This window comes from Alterinioella sp. B-7 (assembly GCF_056857775.1).
This window is the reverse complement of the sequence record NZ_JBSXNT010000020.1, coordinates 1-25,817: the sequence shown is the minus strand read 5'-3', so window position 1 is coordinate 25,817 and position 25,817 is coordinate 1. Positions and strand designations below refer to the sequence as shown.

29 protein-coding genes and 1 pseudogene are annotated in these 25,817 nt (G+C 65.6%); 10 read left to right on the top strand and 20 right to left on the bottom strand.

All coding sequences use genetic code 11. The features are described 5' to 3' along the window. Positions 1–21: 21 nt before the first annotated feature. The 10 genes from AC13C7_RS02525 (at position 22) to AC13C7_RS02480 (ending at position 9,306) form a co-directional block, all read left to right on the top strand. Positions 22–1,200 carry a phosphoglycerate kinase gene (locus AC13C7_RS02525; protein ID WP_482866511.1) on the top strand — a complete coding sequence of 393 codons (1,179 nt, stop codon included), beginning with the start codon at positions 22–24 and terminating at the stop codon, positions 1,198–1,200. A gap of 79 nt (positions 1,201–1,279) precedes the next feature. After that, positions 1,280–2,962 (top strand): YML083C domain-containing protein, encoded by a 1,683-nt coding sequence (locus tag AC13C7_RS02520; RefSeq protein ID WP_172317657.1) that lies wholly within the window; start codon positions 1,280–1,282, stop codon positions 2,960–2,962. 105 nt (positions 2,963–3,067) lie between these two features. Then, positions 3,068–3,961, top strand: a complete 894-nt coding sequence (locus AC13C7_RS02515; protein ID WP_172317655.1) for a fructose bisphosphate aldolase — start codon at positions 3,068–3,070, stop codon at positions 3,959–3,961. A 105-nt stretch (positions 3,962–4,066) separates the two neighbouring features. Continuing rightward, positions 4,067–4,342 carry an FtsB family cell division protein gene (locus tag AC13C7_RS02510; RefSeq protein ID WP_328700454.1) on the top strand — a complete coding sequence of 92 codons (276 nt, stop codon included), beginning with the start codon at positions 4,067–4,069 and terminating at the stop codon, positions 4,340–4,342. A 123-nt stretch (positions 4,343–4,465) separates the two neighbouring features. Continuing rightward, a complete protein-coding gene (gene pdhA, locus AC13C7_RS02505) occupies positions 4,466–5,497 on the top strand; it encodes a pyruvate dehydrogenase (acetyl-transferring) E1 component subunit alpha (protein ID WP_172317651.1) in 1,032 nt (343 codons plus the stop codon). Continuing rightward, complete coding sequence (locus AC13C7_RS02500; protein ID WP_482866510.1) at positions 5,497–5,886, top strand: VOC family protein; 390 nt, start codon at positions 5,497–5,499, stop codon at positions 5,884–5,886. Before pdhA ends, AC13C7_RS02500 begins: the two co-directional genes overlap by 1 nt. A gap of 3 nt (positions 5,887–5,889) precedes the next feature. Then, complete coding sequence (locus tag AC13C7_RS02495; RefSeq protein ID WP_482866509.1) at positions 5,890–7,266, top strand: pyruvate dehydrogenase complex E1 component subunit beta; 1,377 nt, start codon at positions 5,890–5,892, stop codon at positions 7,264–7,266. Between the two features lie 3 nt (positions 7,267–7,269). Then, positions 7,270–7,527: a hypothetical protein gene (locus AC13C7_RS02490; RefSeq protein ID WP_482866508.1), complete on the top strand. Its 258-nt coding sequence runs from the start codon at positions 7,270–7,272 to the stop codon at positions 7,525–7,527. 3 nt (positions 7,528–7,530) lie between these two features. Then, positions 7,531–8,850: a pyruvate dehydrogenase complex dihydrolipoamide acetyltransferase gene (locus AC13C7_RS02485; RefSeq protein ID WP_482866507.1), complete on the top strand. Its 1,320-nt coding sequence runs from the start codon at positions 7,531–7,533 to the stop codon at positions 8,848–8,850. Between the two features lie 156 nt (positions 8,851–9,006). Beyond that, positions 9,007–9,306: a CBU_0592 family membrane protein gene (locus AC13C7_RS02480; protein WP_172317641.1), complete on the top strand. Its 300-nt coding sequence runs from the start codon at positions 9,007–9,009 to the stop codon at positions 9,304–9,306. A 70-nt stretch (positions 9,307–9,376) separates the two neighbouring features. On the opposite strand, the gene cysE is transcribed toward AC13C7_RS02480, so the two are convergent. From cysE to AC13C7_RS02380, 20 genes and pseudogenes are all read right to left on the bottom strand, one after another. Further along, complete coding sequence (cysE, locus tag AC13C7_RS02475; RefSeq protein WP_172317639.1) at positions 9,377–10,192, bottom strand: serine O-acetyltransferase; 816 nt, start codon at positions 10,190–10,192, stop codon at positions 9,377–9,379. A gap of 90 nt (positions 10,193–10,282) precedes the next feature. Continuing rightward, positions 10,283–10,993 (bottom strand): DUF2793 domain-containing protein, encoded by a 711-nt coding sequence (locus AC13C7_RS02470; protein WP_482866506.1) that lies wholly within the window; start codon positions 10,991–10,993, stop codon positions 10,283–10,285. Further along, entirely contained in the window at positions 10,986–13,001 is a 2,016-nt protein-coding gene (locus AC13C7_RS02465; protein ID WP_482866562.1) for a phage tail protein, read from the bottom strand. The genes AC13C7_RS02470 and AC13C7_RS02465 overlap by 8 nt, the downstream gene beginning before the upstream one ends. Before the next feature lie 429 nt (positions 13,002–13,430). Continuing rightward, positions 13,431–15,374: pseudogene (locus tag AC13C7_RS02460) on the bottom strand (baseplate multidomain protein megatron); the annotation flags it as partial. A gap of 3 nt (positions 15,375–15,377) precedes the next feature. Further along, positions 15,378–15,809, bottom strand: coding sequence for an NlpC/P60 family protein (locus AC13C7_RS02455; RefSeq protein ID WP_482866505.1), 432 nt, complete (start codon positions 15,807–15,809; stop codon positions 15,378–15,380). Next, positions 15,806–16,693 carry a DUF2163 domain-containing protein gene (locus AC13C7_RS02450; RefSeq protein ID WP_482866504.1) on the bottom strand — a complete coding sequence of 296 codons (888 nt, stop codon included), beginning with the start codon at positions 16,691–16,693 and terminating at the stop codon, positions 15,806–15,808. Before AC13C7_RS02450 ends, AC13C7_RS02455 begins: the two co-directional genes overlap by 4 nt. Then, positions 16,690–17,322, bottom strand: coding sequence for a phage distal tail protein, Rcc01695 family (locus AC13C7_RS02445; protein WP_446119501.1), 633 nt, complete (start codon positions 17,320–17,322; stop codon positions 16,690–16,692). The genes AC13C7_RS02450 and AC13C7_RS02445 overlap by 4 nt, the downstream gene beginning before the upstream one ends. Before the next feature lie 12 nt (positions 17,323–17,334). Next, positions 17,335–17,991, bottom strand: a complete 657-nt coding sequence (locus AC13C7_RS02440) for a phage tail tape measure protein (RefSeq protein ID WP_482866503.1) — start codon at positions 17,989–17,991, stop codon at positions 17,335–17,337. After that, complete coding sequence (locus AC13C7_RS02435; RefSeq protein ID WP_172317628.1) at positions 17,984–18,193, bottom strand: rcc01693 family protein; 210 nt, start codon at positions 18,191–18,193, stop codon at positions 17,984–17,986. The genes AC13C7_RS02440 and AC13C7_RS02435 overlap by 8 nt, the downstream gene beginning before the upstream one ends. Then, positions 18,190–18,504 (bottom strand): gene transfer agent family protein, encoded by a 315-nt coding sequence (locus tag AC13C7_RS02430; protein WP_482866502.1) that lies wholly within the window; start codon positions 18,502–18,504, stop codon positions 18,190–18,192. The genes AC13C7_RS02435 and AC13C7_RS02430 overlap by 4 nt, the downstream gene beginning before the upstream one ends. A 3-nt stretch (positions 18,505–18,507) precedes the next feature. Then, the gene (locus AC13C7_RS02425) at positions 18,508–18,921 is read right to left on the bottom strand and encodes a phage major tail protein, TP901-1 family (RefSeq protein WP_172317624.1); all 414 of its coding nucleotides are present in this window, start codon (positions 18,919–18,921) and stop codon (positions 18,508–18,510) included. A 39-nt stretch (positions 18,922–18,960) separates the two neighbouring features. Next, positions 18,961–19,371: a DUF3168 domain-containing protein gene (locus tag AC13C7_RS02420; RefSeq protein ID WP_482866501.1), complete on the bottom strand. Its 411-nt coding sequence runs from the start codon at positions 19,369–19,371 to the stop codon at positions 18,961–18,963. After that, positions 19,368–19,694 (bottom strand): head-tail adaptor protein, encoded by a 327-nt coding sequence (locus AC13C7_RS02415; RefSeq protein WP_172317620.1) that lies wholly within the window; start codon positions 19,692–19,694, stop codon positions 19,368–19,370. The genes AC13C7_RS02420 and AC13C7_RS02415 overlap by 4 nt, the downstream gene beginning before the upstream one ends. After that, on the bottom strand, positions 19,691–20,275 hold the full coding sequence (locus tag AC13C7_RS02410; protein ID WP_172317618.1) for a head-tail connector protein: 585 nt from the start codon (positions 20,273–20,275) through the stop codon (positions 19,691–19,693). The genes AC13C7_RS02415 and AC13C7_RS02410 overlap by 4 nt, the downstream gene beginning before the upstream one ends. Before the next feature lie 165 nt (positions 20,276–20,440). Then, positions 20,441–21,643, bottom strand: coding sequence for a phage major capsid protein (locus AC13C7_RS02405; RefSeq protein WP_482866500.1), 1,203 nt, complete (start codon positions 21,641–21,643; stop codon positions 20,441–20,443). 135 nt (positions 21,644–21,778) lie between these two features. Continuing rightward, positions 21,779–22,336, bottom strand: a complete 558-nt coding sequence (locus AC13C7_RS02400; RefSeq protein ID WP_172317917.1) for an HK97 family phage prohead protease — start codon at positions 22,334–22,336, stop codon at positions 21,779–21,781. Between the two features lie 16 nt (positions 22,337–22,352). Continuing rightward, positions 22,353–22,601, bottom strand: coding sequence for a GTA head formation protein, RCAP_rcc01685 family (locus AC13C7_RS02395; RefSeq protein WP_172317614.1), 249 nt, complete (start codon positions 22,599–22,601; stop codon positions 22,353–22,355). Beyond that, positions 22,598–23,764 (bottom strand): phage portal protein, encoded by a 1,167-nt coding sequence (locus tag AC13C7_RS02390; protein ID WP_482866499.1) that lies wholly within the window; start codon positions 23,762–23,764, stop codon positions 22,598–22,600. Before AC13C7_RS02390 ends, AC13C7_RS02395 begins: the two co-directional genes overlap by 4 nt. Positions 23,765–23,858: 94 nt before the next feature. After that, entirely contained in the window at positions 23,859–25,202 is a 1,344-nt protein-coding gene (locus AC13C7_RS02385; protein WP_482866561.1) for a DNA-packaging protein, read from the bottom strand. After that, entirely contained in the window at positions 25,126–25,473 is a 348-nt protein-coding gene (locus tag AC13C7_RS02380) for a hypothetical protein (protein ID WP_446247627.1), read from the bottom strand. Before AC13C7_RS02380 ends, AC13C7_RS02385 begins: the two co-directional genes overlap by 77 nt. Positions 25,474–25,817: the final 344 nt, after the last annotated feature.

Genomic DNA, 25,817 nt, shown 5'->3' with positions numbered 1-25,817 from the left:
CGTCAGCAAGGAGCCCTGCCAATGACCTGGAAAACCCTCGATGACATGGATCTTGCCGGCAAGATCGTGCTCACCCGCGTCGATATCAACGTGCCGGTCAAGGATGGCGCGGTGACGGATGCGACCCGGATCACCCGCATCGTGCCGACGATCCACGATATCCTCGCCAAGGGCGGCAAGCCGGTGATGCTGGCGCATTTCGGGCGTCCCAAGGGCGAATATGTCCCCGAGTTGAGCCTGAAACTCACCCTGCCCGCCCTGCGCGAACATCTCGATTGCGACGTGAAATTCATCGAGAAACCCGACCGCGCCAGCCTGGAGGCCGTCCCCAGGGGCACCGCGGTCCTGGTCGAGAACACCCGCTTTGCCCCCGGCGAGGAAAAGAACGACCCCGACATGGCCGCCTTCCTCGCCTCGCTCGGCGATGTCTATTGCAACGATGCCTTTTCCGCCGCGCATCGCGCGCATGCCTCGACCGAGGGCGTGGCCCATCTGCTGCCTTCCTGCGCGGGACGGCTGATGGAGGCCGAACTGCGCGCGCTGGAGGCGGCCCTGGGTCATCCCGACCGCCCCCTCATCGCGGTGGTCGGCGGCGCCAAGGTCTCGACCAAGCTGGCGCTTCTGGGCAATCTGGTCGAGAAGGTCGATCACCTCTTCATCGGCGGCGGCATGGCCAATACCTTCCTCGCCGCCGAGGGCATCCATGTCGGCAAATCGCTTTGCGAACATGACCTCGCCGTCACCGCGCGCGAGATCATGGACAAGGCGCGCGGCACCGATTGCACCATCCACCTGCCCCTCGATATCGTCGTCGCGCGCGAATTCGCCGCCGGGGCCGCGCATGAGGTGATGGGGATCGACGATTGCCCCGAGGACGGGATGATCCTGGATGCCGGGCCCAAGACGGTGGCCGAGTTCGACTCGGTGCTGTCCAATTGCCGCACGCTGATCTGGAACGGCCCGCTTGGCGCCTTCGAGATCGAGCCCTTCGACACCGCCACGGTCAAGGCCGCGCGGGCGGCCGCCGAGGCCACGAAATCGGGCCGGCTGATCTCGGTCGCGGGTGGCGGCGACACGGTCGCGGCGCTCAACCATGCGGGCGTCGCGGAGGATTTCACCTATGTCTCGACCGCGGGCGGCGCCTTCCTGGAATGGCTCGAGGGCAAGACCCTGCCGGGTGTCGCAGCACTTCAGGGCTGATCGCTGCAATCGCTTGCCAAGACCCGGACGGATGCGGTTTGATACCCGCATCCGTTAATTCATTTTGAAAGGGTCCGACATGACCGATTTTCGCCAGTCCGGCACCGCCCTCGCTGTCTCCGCGCTTCTTGCGGCCACGCCCGCCGCCGCCACGCCAAGCTCGCTCTGGGAACTCCTGACCATCGACCGGGTCGCCACCTGGGTCACGCAATATGCCATCGCGCTCTCGCGGACCGTGGCGCAGGTCACCTATACCGACCTCGATATCGCGGTGCTTGAGGGGCGCGTGGCGTTGACCGGCCTCAGCGTGCAACCCTACGCATCCCCCGGCGATGGCGATTGCGCCTTTTCCGCCGACCGCATCGTGATGACGGCCGCACCGCTGGATCAGCTGGACTACGGCGCCGCCAATATCGACATCATCGGGCTGGAGATGAGCCCCGGCTGCCTGTCCGAGATCGACCGGATGGAACTGGCGCAGATGGGACTGGACCGCTTCGTGCTGGACCGGGTGCAGGTGCAGATCGAACAGGTCATCGCAAGCGCCGAAACCCGCGTCGATTTCCAGGCCGTCTCCGAAGGTCTGGCCGAGGTCAGCGGCTCGGTCGACCTGTCCTATTTCGCGGTCGACGTGACGGGCCGCTCCCCCGAACCCGTGGCCTATCTGCGCCATGCCGAATACGAGATCCACGACCAGGGGGCCTGGGCCAATCTCGCGCCGATGCTGCCGCCCTTCATCGCCGATCCCGAAACCCTGCGCCAGATGCTGAGCGCCGAGCTGATGCGCGGCGGCGGGGCGGCCCCGACGGCGCCCGCACCGATCACACCTGATCCAACGGCCCCGGCCCCGGACACCCCCGACCCTGTCACCCCCACCCCGGCCGTGCCGTCCAAACAGGGCGTGGCCGGTGACACCGGACCGACCGAGCAATTCATCGGCGAGCTGGCCACCGCGCTGGCAGGGTTCGCCGCCGAACCGGGGCGCTTTGCCCTGACCCTCTCGCCGCCCGAACCGGTGCTGCTGACCGAGGAGATGTTCGAGGATTTCGGCCTCTTCGTCTCGGCCCTGCACCCCTCGGTCTCGACCAGCGACGCGCCCGAGATCACCCGTGTCACCGGGGCCGAGATCGAGACGCTGACCGGCGAGGCCGAAAGCGGCGAGATCGCGCTGGAGCCTGCCGACCGGTTGCGCATCGCACGCGCCTTCCTCACCGGCATCGGCGCGCCGCGCAACACCGACACCGCGTTGCAGATCCTGCGCCCGCTTCTGGAGGACAACCACCCCGTCGCCGTCGCCATGGCGCTGGAGGCATTGGATGACCTCGATCCCGGCCTGGCCTATCAACTGGCCCATCGCGCCGCCGCCGAGGGCAACCGCGCCGCCTTTGCCCGGCTGGATGCCCTGGAACGCGCGCTGCCGGTGGCCGATATCCGCGCGGTGCAAACGGGCGAGGCCCCCGAGCTGTCGGGCGAGGAAAGCCCCGCCGACCTGCGCCGCCGGGGCTATGACGCGCTGATCGGCCTCGGCACCCCGCGCAACTATGCCCATGCCTATTTCTACGGGCTGCTGGCGCTGGCCGAGGGCGACCGTGCCGCCGCCAGCCTGGTCGACGAGATCGAGGCCATGATCGCCCGCGCGCCTGAGGAGGAGACCGCCGAATGGCAGGGCATGGCCGACGCGGTGCAGGCGCGGGTCACGGCGCATTTCTTCGGCCTGGCCGCCGATGAGACCGCCGAACCGGAGACCGAGACCGACCAGTAACGGGCGCGGCACCCTGCCCCTGTTAGCGTAACCAGAATTGCAGCCCGGTCTCCGGGCTGCGATACAGCGCCCGACACCATGCCATCAGCGAGGGATTGCCAGATCATGCCGAACCAGGACCAGACCGACCGCATCGCCAGGGGCCAGGGCTTCATCGCGGCGCTCGACCAATCCGGCGGCTCCACGCCCAAGGCGCTGAAACTCTACGGCATCGACGAGGATCAGTATGCCTCCGAGGCCGAGATGTTCGACCTGATCCACGCCATGCGGTCCCGCATTGTCGAGGCCCCCGCCTTCAACGGCGACCGCGTCGTCGGCGCGATCCTGTTCGAGATGACGATGGAGCGCGAGATCGGCGGCAAACCCGCCCCCGCCGCCCTGTGGGAAGATCACGGCGTGGTGCCCTTTCTCAAGGTCGACAAGGGGCTGGAGGCGGAGGCCGACGGCGTCAGGCTGATGAACCCCATGCCCGACCTGGATGCGCTGCTGATCCGGGCGCGCGAGCTTGGCGTTTACGGCACCAAGATGCGCTCGGTCATCGACGCGGCCAACCCGGACGGCATCAAGGCCATCACCGACCAGCAATTCGAGGTTGCCGAGCAGATCCTGGGCCACGGGCTGATCCCGATCATCGAGCCCGAGGTGACGATCTCCATCGCCGACAAGGCCGAGGCCGAGGAGATGCTGCTGCGTGAGCTTCTGTTACATCTCGACCCGCTGCCCGAGGATCGGATGGTGATGCTGAAACTGACCCTGCCGGAGGTGGACAACCTCTACAAACCGCTGGTCGATCACCCCCGCGTGCTGAAGGTCGTGGCGCTGTCGGGCGGCTATTCGCGCGAGGAGGCCAATGCGCGGCTCGCGCGCCAGACCGGCATGATCGCCAGCTTCAGCCGCGCGTTGACCGAAGGTCTGTCGGCACAGCAGAGCGAGGCCGAGTTCAACGCCACGCTGGAGGCCTCCATCGCCTCGATCGCCAAGGCATCGACTTCCGGGTAACAATCGCAACACAAGGGATTCCCTTTTCGCGCGGGATGTGCGAATCTGCCCGCAGACGCCCACAAAAAGAGGCGGCGGGCAGAGGCGATGCAGAAAAAACGTTCATTGGCCGGGCTTCTTGTGCCCATGGGGTTGCTCTTCGTGGGGGCCTATTTCACCTTTGCCGCCGTGCAGGGCGATTACGGGCTGTTCCGCCGCATCCAGATCGAGGCCGAACGCGATACCTACCAGGCCGAACTGGATGCGCTGGTCGCGGAAACGGCGCAGATGACCCTGTTGACCCGGCGCCTCTCGGATGATTACCTTGACCTCGATCTGCTGGACCAGCAGGCGCGCGACCGGCTTGGCTACATGCGCGCCGACGAAGTAATCCTGCCTTGATCGCACCGGCCCTGATCCGCGCATTCTGACGCAAGGTCAATTCCGGGGGTGATTTTCCTCCTGTGATGGTTTAGAAGATAGTTCAATACTAAACTATTGTCCAAATCCGCAGGAGGGGACCCCATGGCCGCACGCAAGGCATCTGCGAAAAGCGCCGCAAAACCAAACGTTTCCGCCGAAGAGCTGATGGCCTATTACCGCGATATGCTGCTGATCCGCAGATTCGAGGAAAAGGCCGGCCAGCTCTATGGCATGGGTCTGATCGGCGGGTTCTGCCACCTCTATATCGGCCAGGAGGCCGTCGTCGTGGGGCTGGAGGCCGCCGCGAAAGAAGGTGACAAGCGCATCACCTCCTACCGCGATCACGGTCACATGCTGGCCTGCGGCATGGACCCCAAGGGCGTCATGGCCGAGCTGACGGGCCGCGAGGGCGGCTATTCCAAGGGCAAGGGCGGCTCGATGCACATGTTCTCGAAGGAGAAGCATTTCTACGGCGGTCACGGCATCGTCGGCGCGCAGGTGCCGCTTGGCGCGGGCCTGGCCTTTTCCGACAAGTACAAGGGCAATGACAACGTCACCTTCACCTATTTCGGCGACGGCGCGGCCAACCAGGGCCAGGTCTACGAGACCTTCAACATGGCGGCACTCTGGGATCTGCCGGTGATCTTCGTGATCGAGAACAACCAGTATGCCATGGGCACGGCGCAGGCGCGCTCGACCTCCAGCGCCGATATCTACGTGCGCGGCGAGGCTTTCGGCATCCCCGGCGAGATCGTCGATGGCATGGATGTGCTGAAGGTCAAGGAAGCCTCCGAAAAGGCGGTCGCGCATTGCCGCGCCGGCAAGGGGCCGTATATCCTGGAAATCAAGACCTACCGCTATCGCGGCCACTCCATGTCGGACCCGGCGAAGTACCGGACCCGCGAGGAGGTGCAGAAGATGCGCGAGGAACGCGACCCGATCGAGGCCGTGCGCTCGCTGCTCCTGACCGGCAAGCACGCCTCCGAGGACGATCTCAAAGCGATCGACAAGGAGATCAAGGGCATCGTCAATGACGCCGCCGAGTTCTCCAAGGAAAGCCCGGAACCCGCATTGGAAGAGCTCTGGACCGACATCTATGCGAAAGGCGACGCCCCGCAGGAGGAAGACGCCTGATGCCGCATTTCGAGATACACGCAAGCGACGTCGAGGCCGCGAAAGCCTTCTACGCCGGCCTTTTCGGATGGGACTTCTCGCCCATGGAGGGCGGCGAGGAGATGGCCTATCACCTGATCGAGGGCGACCAGATCGGGATGGACAAGGGCGTCACCGGCGGGCTGATGAACCGCATGGGCGATGCGCCCCAACCGGGCGCGCCCATCCGCGGCGGCACCATGACCTTTGAAGTGGACGATTGCGACGAGCGTTACGCCTGGGCGCTGGACAATGGCGGTGCCGAGGCGCTGCCGCCCGAAGATTACCCCGGCATCGGTCGCTGTGCCTATGTAGAGGACGGACAGGGAAATGTCGTCGGCCTCATCAAACCTGTGAATATGGAGCGCTAAGCCATGGCAACTGAAATTCTCATGCCCGCCCTCTCCCCCACGATGGAGGAAGGCACACTGGCGAAATGGCTGGTGAAGGAAGGCGACACCGTCGCATCCGGCGACATCATGGCCGAGATCGAGACCGACAAGGCCACGATGGAATTTGAAGCCGTCGATGAAGGCGTGATCGGCAAGATCCTGATCGCCGAAGGCACCGAAGGGGTCAAGGTCAACACCCCCATCGCGGTTCTTCTGGAAGAAGGCGAGGATGCCGACGCGGTGCCCGAGAGCAAATCCCAGGAGGCCGCACCCGCGGCCGAGGAGGAGACCCCGAAGGAGGAGGCCACGGCCCCGGCGCGTGCCGCCGACCCCGTCCCCTCCGCCAATGTCGAGCCGGACTACCCCGAAGGCACCGAGATGAAGACCCAGACCGTGCGCGAGGCCCTGCGCGACGCCATGGCCGAGGAAATGCGCCGCGATGACTCTGTGTTCCTGATGGGCGAGGAGGTCGCCGAATACCAGGGCGCCTACAAGATCAGCCAGGGGATGCTGGACGAATTCGGGGGCAAGCGCGTCATCGACACGCCGATCACCGAACACGGGTTCGCCGGTGTCGCGGTCGGCGCGTCTTTCGGCGGCCTGCGCCCCATCGTCGAGTTCATGACCTTCAACTTCGCCATGCAGGCGATTGACCAGATCATCAACTCGGCGGCCAAGACGCTCTACATGTCGGGCGGCCAGATGGGCGCGCCGATGGTGTTCCGTGGCCCCAACGGTGCCGCCGCCCGCGTCGGCGCGCAGCACAGCCACGATTACGCCGCCTGGTATGCCCAGGTGCCGGGCCTGAAAGTCGTGATGCCCTATTCGGCCGCCGACTATAAGGGCCTGATGAAGACCGCCATCCGCGACCCCAACCCGGTGATCTTCCTGGAAAACGAGATCCTCTATGGCCGCTCGGGCGATGTGCCGGACCTTGAGGATTTCACCATCCCCTTCGGCAAGGCCCGCATCTGGCGCGAGGGCGACGACGTCACCATCGTCAGCTTCGGCATCGGCATGCAATACGCGCTGGAGGCTGCCGACAAGCTGGCCGAGGAGGGTATCTCGGCGGAAGTGGTCGACCTGCGCACGCTGCGCCCCATCGACTATGACACGCTGCTGGCCTCGGTCATGAAGACCAACCGCTGCGTCACGGTCGAGGAAGGCTTCCCCGTCGCCTCCATCGGTAACCACCTCAGTGCCACGATCATGGAAAAGGCCTTCGATTACCTCGACGCGCCCGTGATCAACTGCACCGGCAAGGACGTGCCCATGCCCTACGCGGCCAACCTGGAGAAACACGCGCTGGTCACCACCGATGAGGTGATCGAGGCGGTCAAGCAGGTGACCTACCGTTAAGCCATGGATGTTCTTGGAAAAAATAAGACTGCCGAGGCCTATCGCGTTTCCGTCGAGATCGACGGGCGCGCGGTGGTCGGGCTGGTCCCCGATGCGTTCCTGACCTCGGAGTACGGGACAGGCGCGCGGGTCAGCCACACGGAGGCTTATGAATGGATTGCCGCCAACCGACATGACCTGACCGATGCGATCAGGGCGCGTTTGGCAGGCCAGCAACCGCGTGCGCCGTATCGGGCCGTGGTGCTTGAACAGGAGAGATAAGAGATGCCGACAGAAATTCTCATGCCCGCCCTTTCCCCCACGATGGAGGAAGGCACGCTGGCGAAATGGCTGGTCAAGGAAGGCGACGAGGTCAACTCGGGCGACCTCCTGGCCGAGATCGAGACCGACAAGGCCACGATGGAGTTTGAGGCCGTCGATGAAGGCGTGATCGGCAAGATCCTGATCCCGGAAGGCAGCGAAGGCGTCAAGGTCAACACCCCCATCGCGGTGCTGCTGGCCGAGGGCGAAAGCGCCGATGATATCGGGGAAAGCGCGGGCAAGTCCGACGCCGCACCCGCCGAAAAGAAAGAGACCGCGGACGCCCCCGAGAACCCGAAGGAGCCCGCCAAACCGGAGGCAAAACCCGCCCCCGCCGCGCCGCAGGCCTCCGATGGCAGCCGCATCTTCGCCTCACCGCTGGCCCGTCGCATCGCCGCGCAGAAGGGGCTGGACCTCACGCAGATCAAGGGCTCCGGCCCGCGCGGGCGGATCGTCAAATCCGATGTGGAAGGCGCCACCGCCGCCAAACCCGCCGAGGCAAAACAGGCCGCCCCCGCCGCCGCAGCCCCGGTCGCGGCGCCCGCGCCCGTCGGACCTTCCGCCGATGTGGTGCTCAAGACCTACGAGGGGCGCGAGTTCCAGGAGGTCAAGCTGGACGGGATGCGCAAGACCATCGCCGCCCGCCTGACCGAGGCCAAGCAGACCATCCCGCATTTCTACCTGCGCCGGGATATCAAGCTGGACGCGCTCTTGAAATTCCGCAGCCAGCTGAACAAGCAATTGGAGGCGCGCGGCGTCAAGCTGTCGGTCAATGACTTCATCATCAAGGCCGTCGCCAACGCGCTGCAACAGGTGCCCGAGTGCAATTCGGTCTGGGCGGGCGACCGGGTGTTGCAATTGAAGCCTTCCGATGTGGCCGTCGCCGTCGCCATCGAGGGCGGTCTCTTCACACCGGTGCTGAAGGATGCCGAGATGAAATCGCTCTCGGCCCTCTCCGCCGAGATGAAAGACCTCGCCGCCCGCGCCCGCGACCGCAAGCTCGCGCCGCATGAATACCAGGGCGGCACTTTCGCGATCTCCAACCTGGGCATGTTCGGCATCGACAATTTCGACGCCATCGTGAACCCGCCCCATGCCGGGATCCTGGCCGTGGGCTCGGGCGTGAAAAAGCCGGTCGTGGGCGAGGATGGAGAGCTGACGGTCGCCACCATCATGTCTGCCAGCATGTCGGTCGATCACCGCGTCATCGACGGCGCGCTTGGGGCGAAGCTGCTGCAAGCCATTGTCGAGAACCTGGAAAATCCCATGACCATGCTGGCCTGACGCCGCATCGCCAGAGGCCAAACACACGGAAAACGCCCCGCCATATCGGACGGGGCGTTTTTCTGCTTGCATTCTATTAGTGTCTTATATACACTTATAGATATTGAACCGGACCAGATGCCAAACCGACAGACAGTTAACCACGAGGAGGGCCAGATGTTTTATTCCGAACTCAGCATGGATCTTGAGACCTTCCTCAAGGCGCTCGGCCTGATCGGGTTCGGCATTTACGTCACAGGCTTCATGCTGCTCAGCACCGGACGCCTCGACAGCCGCGGCACCCGCTATTTCGCGATGACGCTTGTCGCCTCCACCTGCGTCCTGCTCAGCCTGACCGTCGATTTCAACCTGTCCTCCGCCCTGATCCAGATCTTTTACGTCCTTGTCTCCCTCAGCGCGATTTTCCTGCGCGCGCGGCCCAATCCCCACCCCCGCCCTGTCCCGGTCCGCGTCTAAATCCCTTTACCAAGACGAAAAAAGGGCGGGCCCATTACGGCCCGCCCCTTTTTCATTTCTGATAGAAGATTTAGCTTTTCGACCCACCCGGCACGATTTGATCCATCGACAGCGACGGCTGGTCGCAGCCCGCCTCGCCCACGATCTTCGCGGGCACGCCCGCCACCGTCTTGCAAGGCGGCACCGGCTCCAACACCACCGATCCGGCGGCGATCCGGCTGCATTTGCCCACCGTGATATTGCCCAGGACCTTCGCCCCCGCCCCGATCAGCACGCCATCGGCGATCTTGGGGTGGCGGTCATCGTCTTCCTTGCCGGTCCCGCCAAGCGTCACCGAATGCAGCATCGAGACATTGTCGCCGACGACGGCCGTTTCCCCGATCACAATGGAATGGGCGTGGTCGATCATGATCCCCTGCCCGATCCGTGCCGCCGGGTGAATGTCGATCCCGTAGGTCTCGCTCACCCGCATCTGCACGAAATAGGCCAGGTCGCGCCGCCCCGCCTGCCACAGGTGATGGCCGACGCGATAGGCCTGGATCGCCTGGAACCCCTTGAAATAGAGCAAGGGCTGCATGAAGCGATGGCAGGCCGGATCGCGGTCATAGACGGCCACGATATCGGCCCGCGCCGCCGTGCCCAGACCGGACTCGCTGCGATAGGCCTCATCCGCCACCTCGCGAATCAACTGCTCGGACACATCGCCCGAGGCCAGTTTCTGCGCCATCCGGTACGCGAGCGCCGCCTCCAGCGAGCCGTGATGCAGGATACAGCCATGCACCAGCCCGCCCAGAAGCGGTTCATCGCGCACCGCCTCCTCGGCTTCGCGGGTGATACGGCTCCAGACCGGGTCAAGCTCGGCCAGATGTGTGCGGGTCTTTGCCATGGGGCGCCTCCGGGTCATCTCCCCTCCTGACTACATCAGGTGCCCCCGAAGAACCAAGCCGAAAGCCGTGATCGCCCCGATCACAATCGCTTATACCGCGTCCGGAATGGTAAACGCCGCGTAATGCAGCGCCAGGCGCACCGTGCCGCCCGCGAAATCCCCGCCATTCGCCGTCAGCAGCAAAGGCGTCGGCGCCCAGACCACGAACGGGTTCACCGGCCCGCTGATCCAGGAGTTCTGCGCCGTACCCAGGCCACTGCCGAAACGGTCATCGCTGGACGTGTCGCCAAGCCGCCAATCGGCCAGCGTCCCGGTGATCGCATCCGTCACCCGGCCCGTCACGCCAAAGACGATGGAGCGCGCCGGAAAGGACAGCGCCGCCGCGACGCTGCCCCCCGCCGTGATCGCCACATCCTGCTCGACCGTCATCACCTGCATCCCGGCCCCGCCCGGTGCCGCCGAGACAGCGCCCGCGCGCCAGCCACTGCCGTCATGCAGATCGGTGGTGCCACGATCCGCGACAAACGCCCGCCAACCGGCTTTCGGCGTGAAGAACACCCAGCCGCCATTGACGTATTGCGCCACCTCGCCGTCACGTCCGGCCCAGGCATTGACCGCCCCGCCCGGCACACCAAAGCATTCCCCCTCCAGCACCGCCCCCGGCGGCGTGGCCTCGCTGCGCGAGCGCAGGGTCAGTTGCACAACGCCATCCAGCCGTTGCAGGGCCTCGTTCACGGTCACATGCTTCTGCGCCTGCGCGGCGGCCAGAAGCGGGAGGGTCAGGTTGCTCGTGTCAGTCATTGATCTCGATCCTTGCAAATGGTCCCGGTCCGAAGCGCGCAGAAACCTGTGCAACTTCAATACTGTATGGCGCGCTGACCCCGTCCGAGGTCCGCATCGCATCGCTATAGGTGAAGGCGGGCGCGCTTAGCGTGGCCTCCCGGCGCATGATGCCGCCGCCATCCCGCACCCGCAGGACATAGCGCTCGACCTCTTCGCCCAGCGGCACGTCGGTGCCCTGCCAACTGTCGCCGTCGATGCGGGTGCGCCGGATCCACGAAATCTCGCGCCCGGTGCCCTCGTTCGGCGCGCGCAGATGCGCGGGCGCGTATGGCCTGAGCCCGATCCCGTCAAAGGCCAGTTGCCGATGCACATAGCTCGGGTGGTCATAGCTCTTGGCGGCCTGCCCAACCCGGTAATGCCGCGCCAGGCCGCGCGCCGATAGCGGCACCTCGATCTGGTCCGGCGCGCCGTCCAGCAACACGAAGAGGGAGCCCACCGGCCAATCGGCAGGCATGATCCCGTCACTGCCCGCCTGCCCGCGCAATCGCAGCGAGATGTCCCACAGGTCCTCGCCCACCAGTGTGGCCTGGGCAAACTGGATCACCTCCCAATTGGCCCCGTCGCCATCGCCGATCGCGGCCGCATTGGCCCCGTTCAGCACATCCGCCATCTCGGCCGAGGACAGCGCCCCGCTGCTCAGCCGCACCCTGAGCGCAGGCCCCCGATCCCAGATACCGGGCTCCGCCGCAAAAAGGGCTGTTTCCAGCACCCCCACGGTCGCGCGCCGCTCGATCAGCGTGTTCAGCGTGTAGCCGCTATCCCCCGGCGCGCTATAGGCCGCGACGACCCCCGGCCAGGGCACGGCGGCCACGGCCAGATGCGGCGTGTGCTCGACCTCACCGCCCGTCAGCAGCGGCAGGTCCATGAAGACCGGGCTCACAGGGACCGGCGGCACGAAGGCCTCCAGCGTCACGGCTTCATCGACGGTATCGGACGGCTCGTATATCTCCATCTCCGAGCGCACGGCCTCGATCCGCCGCGCCCCCGCATCCTCGACCCGGTCCACCCGCCACGAGGAGCCATCCACCAGCTCGAAAATCGTGCCCGCATCCACATCCAGCCGTGACGGCGGCAGCGAGAAGCTGATCGTGTCACGTGCAATCCGCGATTCCGCCAGCCAGCGCTCGGCCACCGCGCGCCCCTCGGCCCCGGTCATCACAAGCGGCAATTCGCTCTGGCTGATCCCGTCCTCGCCATCGTCGGGAAAGACGGCCTCGGCCACCCGCGTTTCATAAGCCCCTGCGGCTTCCGTATGGGCCAGGCGCACCCGCCCCACCATGTCGGCGCGCGGCTGGCGCGTATTGACGGGGGCGGAATTGCCATCCTCATCCACCGCCATCAGATCGGCATCGACCGTGGTCTCGGTCATGCCCACGCGGCTGCGGAACACGATCTTGCCGTCCCGCTCGCTCGCCTCGAACCCATAGGCCAGCATCAGCGGCTGCAACCGTGCCCGCGCGCTTTCCACATCCGAGGACACCGTGCCGCGCACAAAGCCATAAAGCTCGCTGACATCGTAATCCTCCAGCCCCGCATCTTCGCAGATCTCGGCCACCACATCGGCCAGAGGCTGCGCCCCCATCCGCCCCGAGATCCAATGCCCGCGCGCATGGTTCACGCCGTCCGACCACAGCGCCTGATTGTTCGGAAAGGCCGGCCAGGGCCGCGCATCCCAGGCCCAGACATAGGCATGATCCATATCCAGCATCGGCCCGCCATAAACGTCCGAGACCGGGTTCTTCTCCGGATCCAGCCAATAATCCGTCATCGCGCGCAGATACTGCATCTGGATCAGGTCATCGCGCCGCCCGGTCGAGTAATAGGGGATCGAGGATTCCGAGGATTTCGGATCGAGGAACTTGTTCGGCTGATTGGTGCCCTTGTCGATCGCCGCACAGCCCAGTTCGGTAAACCTGAGAGGTTTGCTCTGCGGGATCCATGCGGATACCTCCGCGTCGTGCTCCATCGCAACTGCACCGTAGGCAATCACGGATTCCCCCGACACGGTCGAATTCGGCCCAACAAGAAGAAAAATGGTGTTGTCGTCGGCTGCTAATGTTGCGTCCAGTTCCAGGCGCACAATGCCGTTTCCGATATCTGTTGCCGAGCTGCTGTGCACAGCATGACCGTTGTCACCGACTGAGATCGTTTTTGACGCAAAGTCGTATTCAAGCAGAGGTCCATTCCCGGTGTAGGCAACACTCATGCGCACTTTGCCGGACGTGCCTTCCCCGACCCAAGATCGAAAGACGAACCTTTTGCCACCACTGTTATCAATCGGATTGGTGTTTATGCGCCCTGCAGCAGCAATGTGGCCCATTGTCGAGATTTCCGCCGGAGCGTCAAATCCCGCGATTGGCGTTGCATTTGCGGGGGCAACTACACCATTCAGGAATGGATACCAGGTCGATGGCGCCTGCCCCAGATCGGTCAGATCGTTCTCGACCCCGTCGGTCCGGTTATGATGCGCGTTCGCCCACCAGTTGCGAATATCCTTGTATCGGTAGATCCAGGGTTTGTTTTCCGTCCCGTCGGTAATGGGCAGGCGCTTCTGCGCCGCGCGCCCTTCGACCGAACCATAATACCAGTCATACCCCTCGCCACCCTCGATATTGGCCTTGAGGTAATCGAGATTGTAAATGGAGCGCCACCCCGCATCGGCATGGTCCTCGCCGTCTCGCCAATCGGAAAGCGGCATGTAATTGTCGATCCCGACAAAGTCGATATTGGCATCCGCCCAAAGCGCATCGAGGTGAAAGAACACGTCGCCCGAGCCGTCCTGCGGGTGATAGCCGAAATACTCCGACCAGTCGGCGGCATAGGACAGTTTCGCATCGGGCAACAGCAGGCGCACTTCTGCCGCCAGGTCGATCAGCGCCTGCACTGCCGGAAACCCGCTTGCCCCGCGCAACTGCGTCAGGCTGCGCATCTCGGACCCGATGCAGAAGCTCTCGACTCCGCCCGCCGCCGCCGCCAGCGCGGCACAATGCAGGATGAACCGGCGATAGCGCCATTCGGACGGCCCGGAATAGGTCACGCTGCCCGCGCTCACCGTGAAATCCGAGGCCGAGGCGGTGCCGAAAAACGCCGCCACTTCCGCATCCGCCGCCGCCGTCCTATCGGGCGAGCCCGCGATCCCCGGCGCCTTTTCCCCGGTGATCCGGCCCCGCCAGGGCAGCACCGGCTGGTCCCCCGTCTCGCGCCATGGATCGGGCAAGCCATTGCCCTCAAGGATCTCCATCAGCAGGAAAGGGTAGAACATCACGTCCTGCCCCGCCTCGTTCAGCGCCTCGATCGCCTCGATCACCGAGGCATCGGCGGGCGTGCCGCCATAGACCACCCGATCCTCGACCCGTGCGATTAGTTCCGCATTGGACCGCGTCAGCCCCGCCACCGACCACGGCATTTCCGCGCCATCCGACACGTTCTGCTCGACCTTCGGCTTCACGCTGCATTGCCCCGCGCGCAGATCGTCGCCGAACCAGCTCACGATCAGGCTGGTGGCCCCGCAATTGGGCAACTCTCCCTGAAGGTTGTCCAACGCGCGCAGGAAATCCGCCTCGCCGCTGGCCGTGTTCACATTGGCGCTTTCCGATTTGCCAAAGCCATGCGCGTAACTCACGGCCGTCGTCGCCAGCGCATACTCCCCCGTCCCCGGCATCATCGCCACGGCACGGATGGCCTTTGACGGCTGCGGCGCGCTGTCCAATCCCGCAGGACTGGCAGGCCGGATCACCTCGAAGCTGAATTGCGGCACCCGGTTGCCGTATGGCGTCAGGTCCAGATCCTCGATCACGACATAGGCTATGCCGCGATAGGCGGGCACCATGCCCACCCCCTCCACCGCTTCCATCTTGGGGTCCGGCATCTGGTCGTCGGTGCCGCGATAGACGCGCATCGTGATATCGGTCTGCGCTATCTCGGCCCCATCGGCCCAGACCCGCCCCACACGGGCGATCTCACCCTCGCAAAGCGCCACCGCCAGGCTCACCGAATAGCTGTAGCTCGCCGTCCTCGGCTGCGGCGGCGCGCCCTTGCCGCCCCCCGTCACCGCGACGCTTTCCTTGAAGCGCGTGGCCCAGATCACCTGCCCGCCAAGGCGCATCTGCCCGAAGAGCCGCGCCACCGGAGCCCCCTCCGCGGCCCCGGTCAGACGGAACCGGTCCATCTTGCCCTGCTCGATCACCTCCGAGCCCTGGCCCATCAGCCGCTGGTCGATGACCCGGCCCAGGGTCGCGCCCACGGCCCGGCCCACCACGGCCCCGGTCAGCCCCAGAACCGTGCCCGAGGACAGCCCGCCAATGGCGGCACCCGCCGCGGAAAGAAGGATCGTCGCCATGTGTCAGGTCCTTTCGGGAAACGCAAAACGCGCCACGATGCGCCGCTCCCATGGCGGCGTCAGGGCGCTTTCGATAACGCCATGCCCGCTATAGGCATGGATGAAAGTGGGGGCGGGGCCGGTTTCGGCCTGAAGCCCCAGATGCTTGGCCACGGCGCCGCGCCGCATCCGGAACAGCAGCAGATCGCCCTCGGCCTCCTCTGCGATCCGCTTTGCAGTCAGATACCGCAAGGCCGCACGCCAAAGCCGCTCATCGCCCTCGGGTTCCGACCAGTCGGGCGTATAGGCGGGCACGGGCTCAGGCTCCCGCCCGAACACCTCGCGCCAGACGCCCCGCACCAGCCCCAGGCAATCGCAGCCCGCCCCATGGGTCGAGGCCTGGTGCACATAAGGCGTGCCGATCCAGCCCCGCGCCACGGTCACGATCACACTCATCGCAGGCTCTCGCCATCCGACGGTGCCGATCCGCGACCGGGATAGGCCATCACCCAATCCTCGCCCGGAATATCCGGAAAGCCCTGGAAATTGAGGATATTGGCGAATTTCAACCGGCAGGTCTCCATCCGCTTGTCGCACCCCGCCTCAAGCCGCACGAGGTCGCCCGCCGCGATCTCCGCGCGCAACTCCTCCCACAGTTCGACCCGGCGCACACCATCCGAGATGCGATCGTTCTTGATCACGCCGACCAGCCCCTCGGCCGCCCCGGACATCACCATCATCCGCCCGCGCTCGAACCAGCGCGGCGCGAATTCATCGAGACCCTCGAAGATCAGCACCCGTCCATCCGCAACTGCGCTCACGGCACCCTCATGCGCATAGCCCGACACGGTCAGATCGAACTGGCACGCCGCATCGCCCAGAACCGCCGAACAGGGCCGCTGATAGACCCGCCCCTCGGGCCGGTTCATCGGCTCGGCCAACCCGCGCAATTCCACCTGGAACGCGCCTCCCTGCCGCTCTAACTCGCCGAAAGAGCCCTTGAACTGCAACGCGCGGTTTTCCGGCGCGGACCAGTTGACCAGCCAGGCTTCGACCACGGCCCCGTCGAACCGGCCCGCCAGGATATCCGCCTCGCGGATCGAGGCATCGCTCAGCGCCCCCACGGCCTCGGTATTGTCCACCGACAGCCCCGTGGTCTGGCTCAGCGCCGCCGCCGACAACCCGCTATCGGCCTTGAACACGGTCCCCTCGAACGCCAACGCGCGGTCGTGATCGGTGAACCCGTATTGCACCCCATCGGCCCGCGTCACCCGCCAGCAGCGCGCGACCTCGCTGGCCCCGCCCGCCAGATGCGCCAGTAGCCCCTCACCCCCGCTCATGACAGGATCTCCACCACCGGCACATTGGGCGCCTCGCCCGCCTGGAAGCTCGCCAGCGAGGTCTGGATCCGGTCGATATCGAACCGCACCGGCACGTCGAACTCAAAGCTCGCCGCCACCTCGACCCCCTCGTCGGGCGCATCGGCGAAGGTGATCAGCCCGGTCGTGTCATCGACCTCGTAATGCGTGCCAAAGACCAGCTCCGCCGCGTCGAACCCGGCCAAAACGCTACCTGACACCGGCTTGCGGATAGGGCGCGCATAGGTCTGCTCGCCTGACCGATAGACCTTGACCAGCTGAAACACGCGCGTCTCGCCATCACCGATCCCGATCAGATTGTCCCGATAGTGCAACGGCTTGGAGGGCGCGCAGCCCTTGTAATCCGACCAGTCCTTCCAGCGGAAGCCATGCAGCTGCCCGCGCCGCGCCTCGAAAAACGCGATCAGCGTCTCGATATCGTCCAGGCTGCGCATCCCCACGCCCGCATCATAGCGGCGGCGCGAATGCGCCCAGGGGGTGTTGCGCTCCTCATAGCCGTTGGCCAGCGTCACCACATCGGTGCGCCGCTCCGGCCCCCCGACCGAGCCGAAGCTCAGATTGGCGGGAAAGCGTATTTCGTGAAATGCCATCGTCGGCCTCCCTCAGCGGTTGCGTTGCCCGCGCGCCAGCGCCCGGCTCATCTGCGCGGCGATCTGGCTCTTCGATTTCTGGAACCCCTGCACATCGGGGGTCTGGATATTCATCGTGATGTTGATCGGAGACCCGCCGCCCTGCGTGCGCACGCCCAGGCTGCCATCGGGCCCCCGGCTCAGCGGCATGATCGCCTCCGGCCCCGCCTCCCCCATCAGGCCCATGCCGCCCCGCATGGCGAAACTGGTCGGGCCGCTGACCACGCCGCCACGGGCAAAAGGCGTCACCCGTCCGCCCGAAAACGCGCCACCCTTCTCGAAGGGCAGAAGGCCCGAGACCAGGCCGTTGACCCCATTGGCCAAGAGCCCGCCCACCGCGTTCTGAACGGGCCGGATCGCAGTGTTATAGGCCGCGTCCACCATGCTCTGCGCCACGCTGCGCAACGCATCCGACAGGCGCATCCCGTCGAACACAACGCCGTCAAAGGCCCGCCGCAGACCGGTCCCGAAAGACCGGCTCAACCCCTGCACTTCGCGGCCCGTATAAAGCATCGTCTCCTGCATCGTCCGCAGCTCGCCCTGGAACGCCGCCACCATCGCGGTGGCCGAGCCAAGCGAGGCCTCCAGCTCTCCCAATTCGGCGTCGAAGCCGTCAATTTCTTCATCCATCGTGATCGTCCTTCACATCGGGAAAGCGGGCGGCCAGGGCCTCAAGCCCCGCCCGTCCCATCGGGGCCACGCCCGGCTCGTCCCCCATCAAGATCAGCAATTCCGCGGGCGTCAGCGCCCAGAATTCATGCGGCTTCAAGCCAAGTCCCTGCATCCCGGCCCGCATCAGGCCGGGCCAGTCGAACGGCCTCGCGCCGCTCATTGGGGCGGCTGGAACGCAAGCGCCAGAAGCCGCGCCGCCACGCGCGCGGCCTCCAGCGGACCTCCTGCAATCTCCGCCTTCGCCAGATCGCCCAGGTCGCCGTTCCAACCGCCCCCCCGCAGCCCCGCACAGACCAGCGCCAGCACATCGCGGCTCTTGAACGCACCCGCCTCGAACCGTTCGACCAGGTCGGCCAGGCTCTCGGCCCGCAACCAGGTCTCCAGTTCGGCCAGCGCGCCGAGCGTCAGTTTGAGCACCCGTGTCTCGCCATCGAGTTCCAGCGCCACTTCGCCTGCCCAGGGGTTCGCCATCGCTTACAGCGCCGTGAACGAGAGCACGCCCGCCGAGGCCAGCGAAAGCTCATAGCTCGCCTCGCCGTCATGGCTGCCCGCATATTCAATCGAGGTGATCTGGAACGCGCCCTCCACGGTGCCGAAATCGGGGATGATGACCTGAAACTCGGGCACCTCGCCGTCAAAGAAGATCTGGCGCGCGCGCTCATCCGTCGCCTCGTCGCGGAACACGCCCGAGCCCGAGATCGCCGCCGATTTCACGCCGCCCCCGGCCAGCAATTCGCGCCAGCCCCCGGCGCTTTCCAGGCTGGTCACATCCACCGTTTCCGCGTTGAAGCTCAGCCGCGAGGCGCGCAGCCCCGCCATGGTCTGGAACGTGCTTGTCCCATCCAGGTCGACCTTGATCAGCAGGTCCTTGCCGTTTTGTGCAGGCATTTTAATCTCCAGTTATATCAGATATTTGCAAGTCAAAGCTCACGCGACAACCTCGTCCAGGCGGGCGCGGAACCAGATATCGATGCGCCGGTTGGCGCTGGTCCGCACCGCCTTGGCGCGGGTAAAGTGAACCCGGCTGGCCCGGCCCCGGCTCAGGGTCAATGGCGCCGCCAGAACCGCATCCGAGACCGCTGCCGCGGCCTCTTTCGCCAGGTGAAACCCCGCCCCCGTCGTCACGACCGAGACGCTGAACTCATGCAGCGCGCCGCCCGCCGACCCGTCGCTGCGGTCGCGCACCTTTTCGGGGCCGAGCGTCACGTAGATCTCGGGCTCCGGTCCCGGCGGCATCGCGTCGAACACATCCGTTCCGACAATCGCGGCCAGCCCCGCATCCGCGCTCAGCCGCCCGTAGACCGCGCTTTGCAGCGCGGCAGTCATGCCATAGCTCATGCGCCTTCCTCCTCACGTGCGAAACAGACCAGGAACCGCCCTTCGGGATCGGCCTCCGTCACCGCTTCGATGGCAAACAGCCGCGCGCCGTCGCGGAACCGCTGCAAGGGTGTCGGCCGTGACGGCGCTCCCTGCGGCGCGGCCCGCACCGTGATCCTGAACCCCATGCGCGCCAGGTCACCGCTGTCGCGGCCCGTGCGCGGACGCACCTCGCCCCAGACCTGGCCAAGCGGCTGCCAGGTCTCAGCAAACCCGCCCGCGCCGTCGGGCACCCGCACCGGCCCCTCCAGCAGCAGGCGGCGCGAAAGATCGGGCCGGGTCATCCGCCCACCCCCCGCATCCGCACCGCGCGGTAGGGCTCGATCAGCACCGCCACGCCCACGGCAATCGTGGCGTCGCTGGTGCCGCGCGACTCGTAGAGTTCACCGGCCTGGATCAGAACCGCCTGCCGAAGGTCGGCGGGGATACCATTCCAGTCCGAGCCATAGCCCGCGATCATTTCGATCTCGATCGAGCCGCCGCGCGACGGGTTCGGCAGGCTGCTCACCGCCTCCACCGCAGGGCGATGCGTGTCCTTGCGCAACACATAGGCATCGGGGTTCAGCACCGTCTCGACGCCCCCACGCGTGATCACCTTGATTGATGTGATGCTCTGCACCGGGGCCACCGGCAGCGCCTGGCACTCGGTCGAGCTCCAGCCGTTCAGGTGCCAGGTAAAGCCGCGCTGAAACAGCGCCTTTCCGATCCGCGCCTCGACCGCCGCAAGGGCTGCCCGCAGGCAGCTTTCCAACTGCGCATCCTGGCTGCCATCATCGGCAAACCCGGATGACAGGCGCAGGTGATCGGTCAATTCGGTCACCGGCAGCGAAGCGCTCGGGACCGAGGTCATTTCGACCATCATCATGTTCTTTATTCTCCACGAAAGACTGCCTCGGAAACTGGCATGACAGGGCTTTGCACCGCTCATGCGGAGGACAAAAATAGGCTGGAGGCCGCCAAGCCCCGCCATGCCGCCCGCCCCGACCCGAAAAAAGAGGGCCGGAACGGGATCTCGCCTCGCCTCAGATCGTCAGGAGGTGCCGAATTTCAGCAGCTTGATGGCCGAGAAATCGCTGACATCGCCACCGACGCGCTTGGTGGCATAAAAGAGGACATGCGGCTTGGCGCTGAACGGGTCACGCAGCACGCGCAGGTCGGGACGCTCGGCAATGGTGTAGCCGGCATCGAAATTGCCGAAGGCAATCGCCATGGCACCCGACGCGATATCGGGCATGTCCTCTGCGATCAGGACCGGATAGCCCATCAGGCGCGCGGGCTCCCCGGCAGCCAGACCATCGGACCACAGGAAGCGGCCATCGGCATCCTTCATCTTGCGCACGGCCCCGGCGGTCTTGGAATTCATCACGAAATTCGCATTGGCCCGGTAGCGCGCGCCCAGGGCATAGACCAGATCGACAATCGCATCTGCGGGGTTGGTGGCATCGAAATCGCCATCCGCGCCGGTCACGACATAGCCCAGGTTGCCCCAGGACCAGCTCGCATCGTCCACGGTGGGGTGGGTCAGGAAGCCGGTCGGCTTGTCGATCCCGTCGCCCGAGATGAAGGCCATGGCTTCCGCGCGGCTGAACTTGTCCGCAATCCGCTCGGCCAGCCAGCCCTCGATGTCAAAGGCGGTGTCGTCCAGCAGGCGCTGCGATGCCTTGGGCAGGGCCGACAGCTCATGCAGCGGGATCGAGATGCGCTCGATCTGCGGCGTGTCGGTCTCGGTGCTCGCCGCCGTCTCGGTGGCCCAGCCCGCGCCCACATCGGTGTGATCGACCAGCACATCGAACGAGGTCGCCTCGACATTGACCACATTGGCCACGGACCGCAGCGAGGAGGAGCCACGCAAGACGCCCTGGATCATCTCCGCCGTCTGCGGATCGACCAGGTAGCCACCTTCCGCGTTGACGGCAGTGTTCAGCGCCTTGCCCTCAAGCTCCAGGCCGCGCAGCCCGTCGTCGTCGCCGGTGCGCAAGTAGGTGCCGATGGCCTTCTTGTGCGGCGCACCCGCCTCGACAGAAGACGAAAGCGCAGGGCGCGAATGGGTCATGGTTTTAGTTTTCAGCATGGAAATACGCTCTTCCTGTTTTGCAAGTTTGGTGGTCATGTCGTCCTGGAACTGGCTGAATTCACTCAAAAACCCTGCCAGGGCCGTTTTCACCTCGGTGGTCGCATCCTGGGCCTGAGGCACAGGGCTGCGGCCCGAGGACTTCGATACAGTCTCGGTCATCCGATCATCCCAATTAGAAGTCGTCGCGGGGTCAGTGGCACGTTCGGAAAAACCTGAATCACCCGACGCTGCCTGAAATCAGAGATTCCAACGCGCCATGCGATGCTTGGTTTTCAGGTATTTCCGAGACCTGCCTTACCGCGCCGCCAGTTTGCGGCGGGCGTCCTGGAACACCGTCGCCAGTTCATGCAGGAAATCGCCCTTGGCCTCCTCGGCCTTGTGGGCGTCCACCCGCGCCTGCGGCAGCATCGGGAAGGTGACAAGCGACACCTCCCAAAGCTCCACCTCGTTCAGAAGCCTGCGCCCCTGGTCATCCTTCGTGGCCCGCACGGTGCGATAGCCGATCGACAGCCCGTCAATCGCGCCCGCCTCCAGCAGGGCCGCCGCTTCGCGCCCCTTGGCGACGCTTTCCAGCAACCGCCCCTTGACCATCAACCCGCGGCCATCCTCCCGCACCTCGTCCCAGATCCCGATAGGCTGCGCCGGATCGTGCTGCCACAGCATCTTGACGTTGCGCCCGGCCCCCGCCAGCCCCTTCAGGCTGCGCGCATAGGCCCCCTTCTGCACCACGTCGCCGCCCTGGTCGCAGGCGCCGAAGAGGCTCGCGTAACCTTCGATCCTGTGGCCTTCCCGCACGGTCAGCGCCTCGTCGAAGCGGCAGAACTTCATCTCAAGCCCCGCCTCTGAAATCATGTTCATTCTCAATCTCCTATCCGCCAGAGCTCATCTGGATCAGCTCGTTCACACCTTGCGCCAGGATGACGCTGACCGCGCCGAAGACGGCCAGCCACAGCCGCCGCTCCAACCGGTCCAATGCCCCCTCGATCCCCTTCAGCCGGAACGCCAGCGCCTGCCAGCGTTCCTCGGCCACCCGTTCATTGGCGTCGATCCGGGCCGTGGCGGCGTTGAACGGGTCATAGAGGAACCGCGATCCGCCGGACGTGCCCCGCGCACTCATTGATCCTCCGACAGCCGCGGCAGACCCAGCATCGCGCGCTTTTCGGCAGGCGTCAGGAATTCGGCCTCCGCCACCCGCCGCCACTGCGCGTCCCGCTCGACCGACAGCGCCGGAACCTGGTCAAGGTCGGGCCTGAGCTCCACGACCTCGCCGGAATACCCCGCCAGCCAATGCGACAGCGACGACAGAACCTTGCCCGCCAGCGGCAGAACGGTCAGGCGATAGAAGGCCCGGTTCGCCTCGGCGTAATTGGCATAGGTCGCGTCACCCGGTATCCCCATGATCATCGGCGGCACCCCGAAGGCCAGGGCGATCTCGCGCGCGGCGGCATCCTTGGTCTTCTGGAACTCCATATCCGAGGGGCTGAACCCCATTGGCTTCCAGTCCAGCCCGCCTTCCAGCAGCATCGGTCGCCCCGCATTGCGCGCGCCCTGGTGATGGCTCTCCATCTCCGCCTGCAACCGCTCGAACTGGTCGCCGGTCATCGTGCCCGCGCCATCCGCGCCCCGATAGACAATCGCGCCAGAAGGCCGCGCCGCATTATCCAGCAGCGCCTTCGACCAACGCGAGGCGCTGTTATGCACGTCCAGCGCCGTCGCCGCCGCCTGCATCGGGCTCAACCCGTAATGGTCGTCCTGCGGATGGAACAGCTTGATATGGCAGATCGGCGACAGCCCCCGCGCGTCGAACCGGTGTTTCTTCGCCCCGACCGTGTAATCATAGGCAATCGGCCAGCCATCCGGCCCCGGCACCAGCCCCATCCGATCGGACCGCAGCACATGCAATTCCTCGGGCGTGTCGCCTTCCGGGCTCACCGCCTCGACGTAAGCGTTACCCGACAGCAGCAGTTGCGCGTAGAGCGCCTCAAGCAGCTCCGCCCGCCCCTGCGCCGCATTGGGCCGCGACAGCAGCCGCAAGACCGGATGCACCTCATAGCGCCGCTCGGCATCCTGGCAGATCAGGGGCAGCGCCGCCGCCGCCTCCGCGATCAGCTTGACCGACCGGAAGCCCACCGGGTTGCCGGAAAACCCCGTCTTCATCAGCGACACCGTATCGCGCGGGCTCCAGGCCACGCGCCCCGCGCCTGCCCAGGTCACCACCCGCCCCGTCGCCGAGGCTTTTGCCTCCACCGGCTCCGGTTTCCGCAAGAAATCCAACACCATCCGCTTGTCTCCTTGATCCATCAAAAAAGGCGCCCCGCCGGTTCAGCGAAACGCCTCGAAAAGCGCGGATAGCGCGCCCTTCATTGCAAAAATTTCAGATCCGCCGCATCCCCGGCCGCGCGACATTCCGCGCGGGCACGATCATCCCGTCGGTCAGCGCCCACACGAGGGCGTCGACCCGGTCCGGGCTGCCGCGCCCCTGGTAGCCGGTCATCGTCATCCGGCACATCTCGTCCTCAAGCGCGTTCAGCCCCGGCATATGCGCCACGCGGCCCTGCTCATAAAGCGCTGCCACCGGCTCGGCCCGCGCCACTTTCCCGCGAGACGCCCGCACCGATTGCACATTGACCAGCGGGTCGATCGCCCGCACCGCGTCCAGCACGAGGTCGCCGCCCTGGTTGACCTCCGCCACCATCCGCGCGCCCCCGTGTTTCTCATAGGCCGCCACCGCCCGCTCCGCCCATTGATGCGCCGAGACGCCCTGAACGCTGCAATCCTCGATCACCACCGCGTGCCAGCCCTGCGGCGCGCCGTGCTGCACCACGCCAACGACGACGATCCCGCAGGCGTCCGAGCCCGCATGCCCCGTCACCGGCGGATCCACCGCCACCGTGATACGCGCGCCCTCGGGCAGCTCCGTGACCCGTCCCGCCTCCAGGGCGGCCCGGTCCCAAAGCGCGCCTTCCATATCCTCGACCAGCTCGCCATCCAGCTCCTGCCGGCCCAGTTTCGTATCGCCATAGCGCGCCCGGACATCGGCCAGGAACGAGTCCGCCAGATAGGCCCGGTTGGCCTCGGTCGGCGCGCTCGTCACGACCGTGTTGTTGCGCGCCAGAAGCTCCTTCAACACCTCCACATTGCGCGGCGTCGTCGTCACCACCTGCCGTGGATCGTCGCCCAGACGCAGCCCGAATTGCAGCATGTCCCAGGTGTCCTCTGCCCGCTTCCACTTGGCCAGCTCATCGACCCAGGCCGCGTCGAATTGCGGGCCGCGCAAAGCCTCCGGGTCATGCGCCGAATAAAGCCGCGCCTCGGCCCCGTTGGGCCAGACCAACATTCGTTCTCCCGCCACCCAGCGCGGGCAGCGGTCGGGCGGAGAACAGGCCAGTATCCCGCTCTCCCCCTTCACCATCACCGCCAGTGCCTGGTCATAGGTCTCACCCAACAGCGCCACCCGTCGCGCCCGTCCCGGCGCCTCCGGCGTCGCGCCTTCCACCATGGACCGCACCCATTCGGCCCCGGCGCGGGTCTTGCCCGCGCCGCGCCCGCCCTGGATCACCCAGGTCTTCCAGTCGCCCTCCGGGGCCAGTTGATGCGGCAAGGCCCAGAACTCGAAGATCCAGGGCAACGCGGCCAGCGCCTCATCCGGCAGGCTCGCCAGAAACGCCTCCGCCACCTCGGGCGGCTCTGAGGCAATCCAGGCGGCACCCGATTTCAGCGCGCGCCGCGTCGAGGTCGAGGGCACCGGCCCCAACCCTTGCTTGTTCTGCTGCTGCGTCACGTGTCTTCCCCTCGAAACCCATCGCCATCATCAGCGCATGGTTCATCGCCCGAAGGTCCTTGGAGAGATCCGTCCCCGAGACCTCTTGCTCCGCCTTCAGCTTTTCGATCGCACTCTGCAGCACCAATTGTGCCGTCGAGAACGCCGTCTCCGCGCGGCCCAGCATCTTCTGCGCCCACGTTTCTTCCCCATCGGTCAAAATCGTCATAATTGTTTTCCCCGTGCAAAATCCCGCACGAGCAGAAACGAAAAAGCGACCGTCAGGGTCACCCCCGAGGCCGCTTGCCCATTTCTTCCAGCATGTCACAATCTATGCCAGAGACCGTTCGCCAAGTCAATAAGTTTATTACTTTCAAACGGTTAACGACTCTCCCGCACGCTTACACAAAATTAACCCCGGCCTCTTTGTTCCGCAAATATCCAGTCCGTTTGGATTATGCGATGATGGTTGCGGGCGGGAGCTCGTAAATATCCAGATGCTTTGAGCTTTCAAAGACATCGTCTCCGGGCTTGAGCCCCGCCCGCATTGGTTTGTCCTGCACACTTGATTGG

Bases quoted from the DNA above. Each gene is read 5' to 3' on its own strand.
- AC13C7_RS02405 (WP_482866500.1), bottom strand. From the start codon at position 21,643: ATGACCGAGACTGTATCGAAGTCCTCGGGCCGCAGCCCTGTGCCTCAG.
- AC13C7_RS02395 (WP_172317614.1), bottom strand. From the start codon at position 22,601: ATGAGTGCGCGGGGCACGTCCGGCGGATCGCGGTTCCTCTATGACCCG.
- AC13C7_RS02435 (WP_172317628.1), bottom strand. From the start codon at position 18,193: ATGAGCGGCGCGAGGCCGTTCGACTGGCCCGGCCTGATGCGGGCCGGG.
- AC13C7_RS02430 (WP_482866502.1), bottom strand. From the start codon at position 18,504: ATGGCGAACCCCTGGGCAGGCGAAGTGGCGCTGGAACTCGATGGCGAG.
- AC13C7_RS02480 (WP_172317641.1), top strand. From the start codon at position 9,007: ATGTTTTATTCCGAACTCAGCATGGATCTTGAGACCTTCCTCAAGGCG.
- AC13C7_RS02445 (WP_446119501.1), bottom strand. From the start codon at position 17,322: ATGGCATTTCACGAAATACGCTTTCCCGCCAATCTGAGCTTCGGCTCG.
- AC13C7_RS02470 (WP_482866506.1), bottom strand. From the start codon at position 10,993: ATGACTGACACGAGCAACCTGACCCTCCCGCTTCTGGCCGCCGCGCAG.
- pdhA (WP_172317651.1), top strand. From the start codon at position 4,466: ATGGCCGCACGCAAGGCATCTGCGAAAAGCGCCGCAAAACCAAACGTT.
- AC13C7_RS02410 (WP_172317618.1), bottom strand. From the start codon at position 20,275: ATGATGATGGTCGAAATGACCTCGGTCCCGAGCGCTTCGCTGCCGGTG.
- AC13C7_RS02455 (WP_482866505.1), bottom strand. From the start codon at position 15,809: ATGAGTGTGATCGTGACCGTGGCGCGGGGCTGGATCGGCACGCCTTAT.
- AC13C7_RS02485 (WP_482866507.1), top strand. From the start codon at position 7,531: ATGCCGACAGAAATTCTCATGCCCGCCCTTTCCCCCACGATGGAGGAA.
- AC13C7_RS02525 (WP_482866511.1), top strand. From the start codon at position 22: ATGACCTGGAAAACCCTCGATGACATGGATCTTGCCGGCAAGATCGTG.
- AC13C7_RS02490 (WP_482866508.1), top strand. From the start codon at position 7,270: ATGGATGTTCTTGGAAAAAATAAGACTGCCGAGGCCTATCGCGTTTCC.
- AC13C7_RS02440 (WP_482866503.1), bottom strand. From the start codon at position 17,991: ATGGATGAAGAAATTGACGGCTTCGACGCCGAATTGGGAGAGCTGGAG.
- AC13C7_RS02425 (WP_172317624.1), bottom strand. From the start codon at position 18,921: ATGCCTGCACAAAACGGCAAGGACCTGCTGATCAAGGTCGACCTGGAT.
- cysE (WP_172317639.1), bottom strand. From the start codon at position 10,192: ATGGCAAAGACCCGCACACATCTGGCCGAGCTTGACCCGGTCTGGAGC.
- AC13C7_RS02420 (WP_482866501.1), bottom strand. From the start codon at position 19,371: ATGAGCTATGGCATGACTGCCGCGCTGCAAAGCGCGGTCTACGGGCGG.
- AC13C7_RS02495 (WP_482866509.1), top strand. From the start codon at position 5,890: ATGGCAACTGAAATTCTCATGCCCGCCCTCTCCCCCACGATGGAGGAA.
- AC13C7_RS02390 (WP_482866499.1), bottom strand. From the start codon at position 23,764: ATGGTGTTGGATTTCTTGCGGAAACCGGAGCCGGTGGAGGCAAAAGCC.
- AC13C7_RS02500 (WP_482866510.1), top strand. From the start codon at position 5,497: ATGCCGCATTTCGAGATACACGCAAGCGACGTCGAGGCCGCGAAAGCC.
- AC13C7_RS02520 (WP_172317657.1), top strand. From the start codon at position 1,280: ATGACCGATTTTCGCCAGTCCGGCACCGCCCTCGCTGTCTCCGCGCTT.
- AC13C7_RS02465 (WP_482866562.1), bottom strand. From the start codon at position 13,001: ATGGAGCACGACGCGGAGGTATCCGCATGGATCCCGCAGAGCAAACCT.
- AC13C7_RS02400 (WP_172317917.1), bottom strand. From the start codon at position 22,336: ATGATTTCAGAGGCGGGGCTTGAGATGAAGTTCTGCCGCTTCGACGAG.
- AC13C7_RS02415 (WP_172317620.1), bottom strand. From the start codon at position 19,694: ATGACCCGGCCCGATCTTTCGCGCCGCCTGCTGCTGGAGGGGCCGGTG.
- AC13C7_RS02380 (WP_446247627.1), bottom strand. From the start codon at position 25,473: ATGACGATTTTGACCGATGGGGAAGAAACGTGGGCGCAGAAGATGCTG.
- AC13C7_RS02450 (WP_482866504.1), bottom strand. From the start codon at position 16,693: ATGAGCGGGGGTGAGGGGCTACTGGCGCATCTGGCGGGCGGGGCCAGC.
- AC13C7_RS02515 (WP_172317655.1), top strand. From the start codon at position 3,068: ATGCCGAACCAGGACCAGACCGACCGCATCGCCAGGGGCCAGGGCTTC.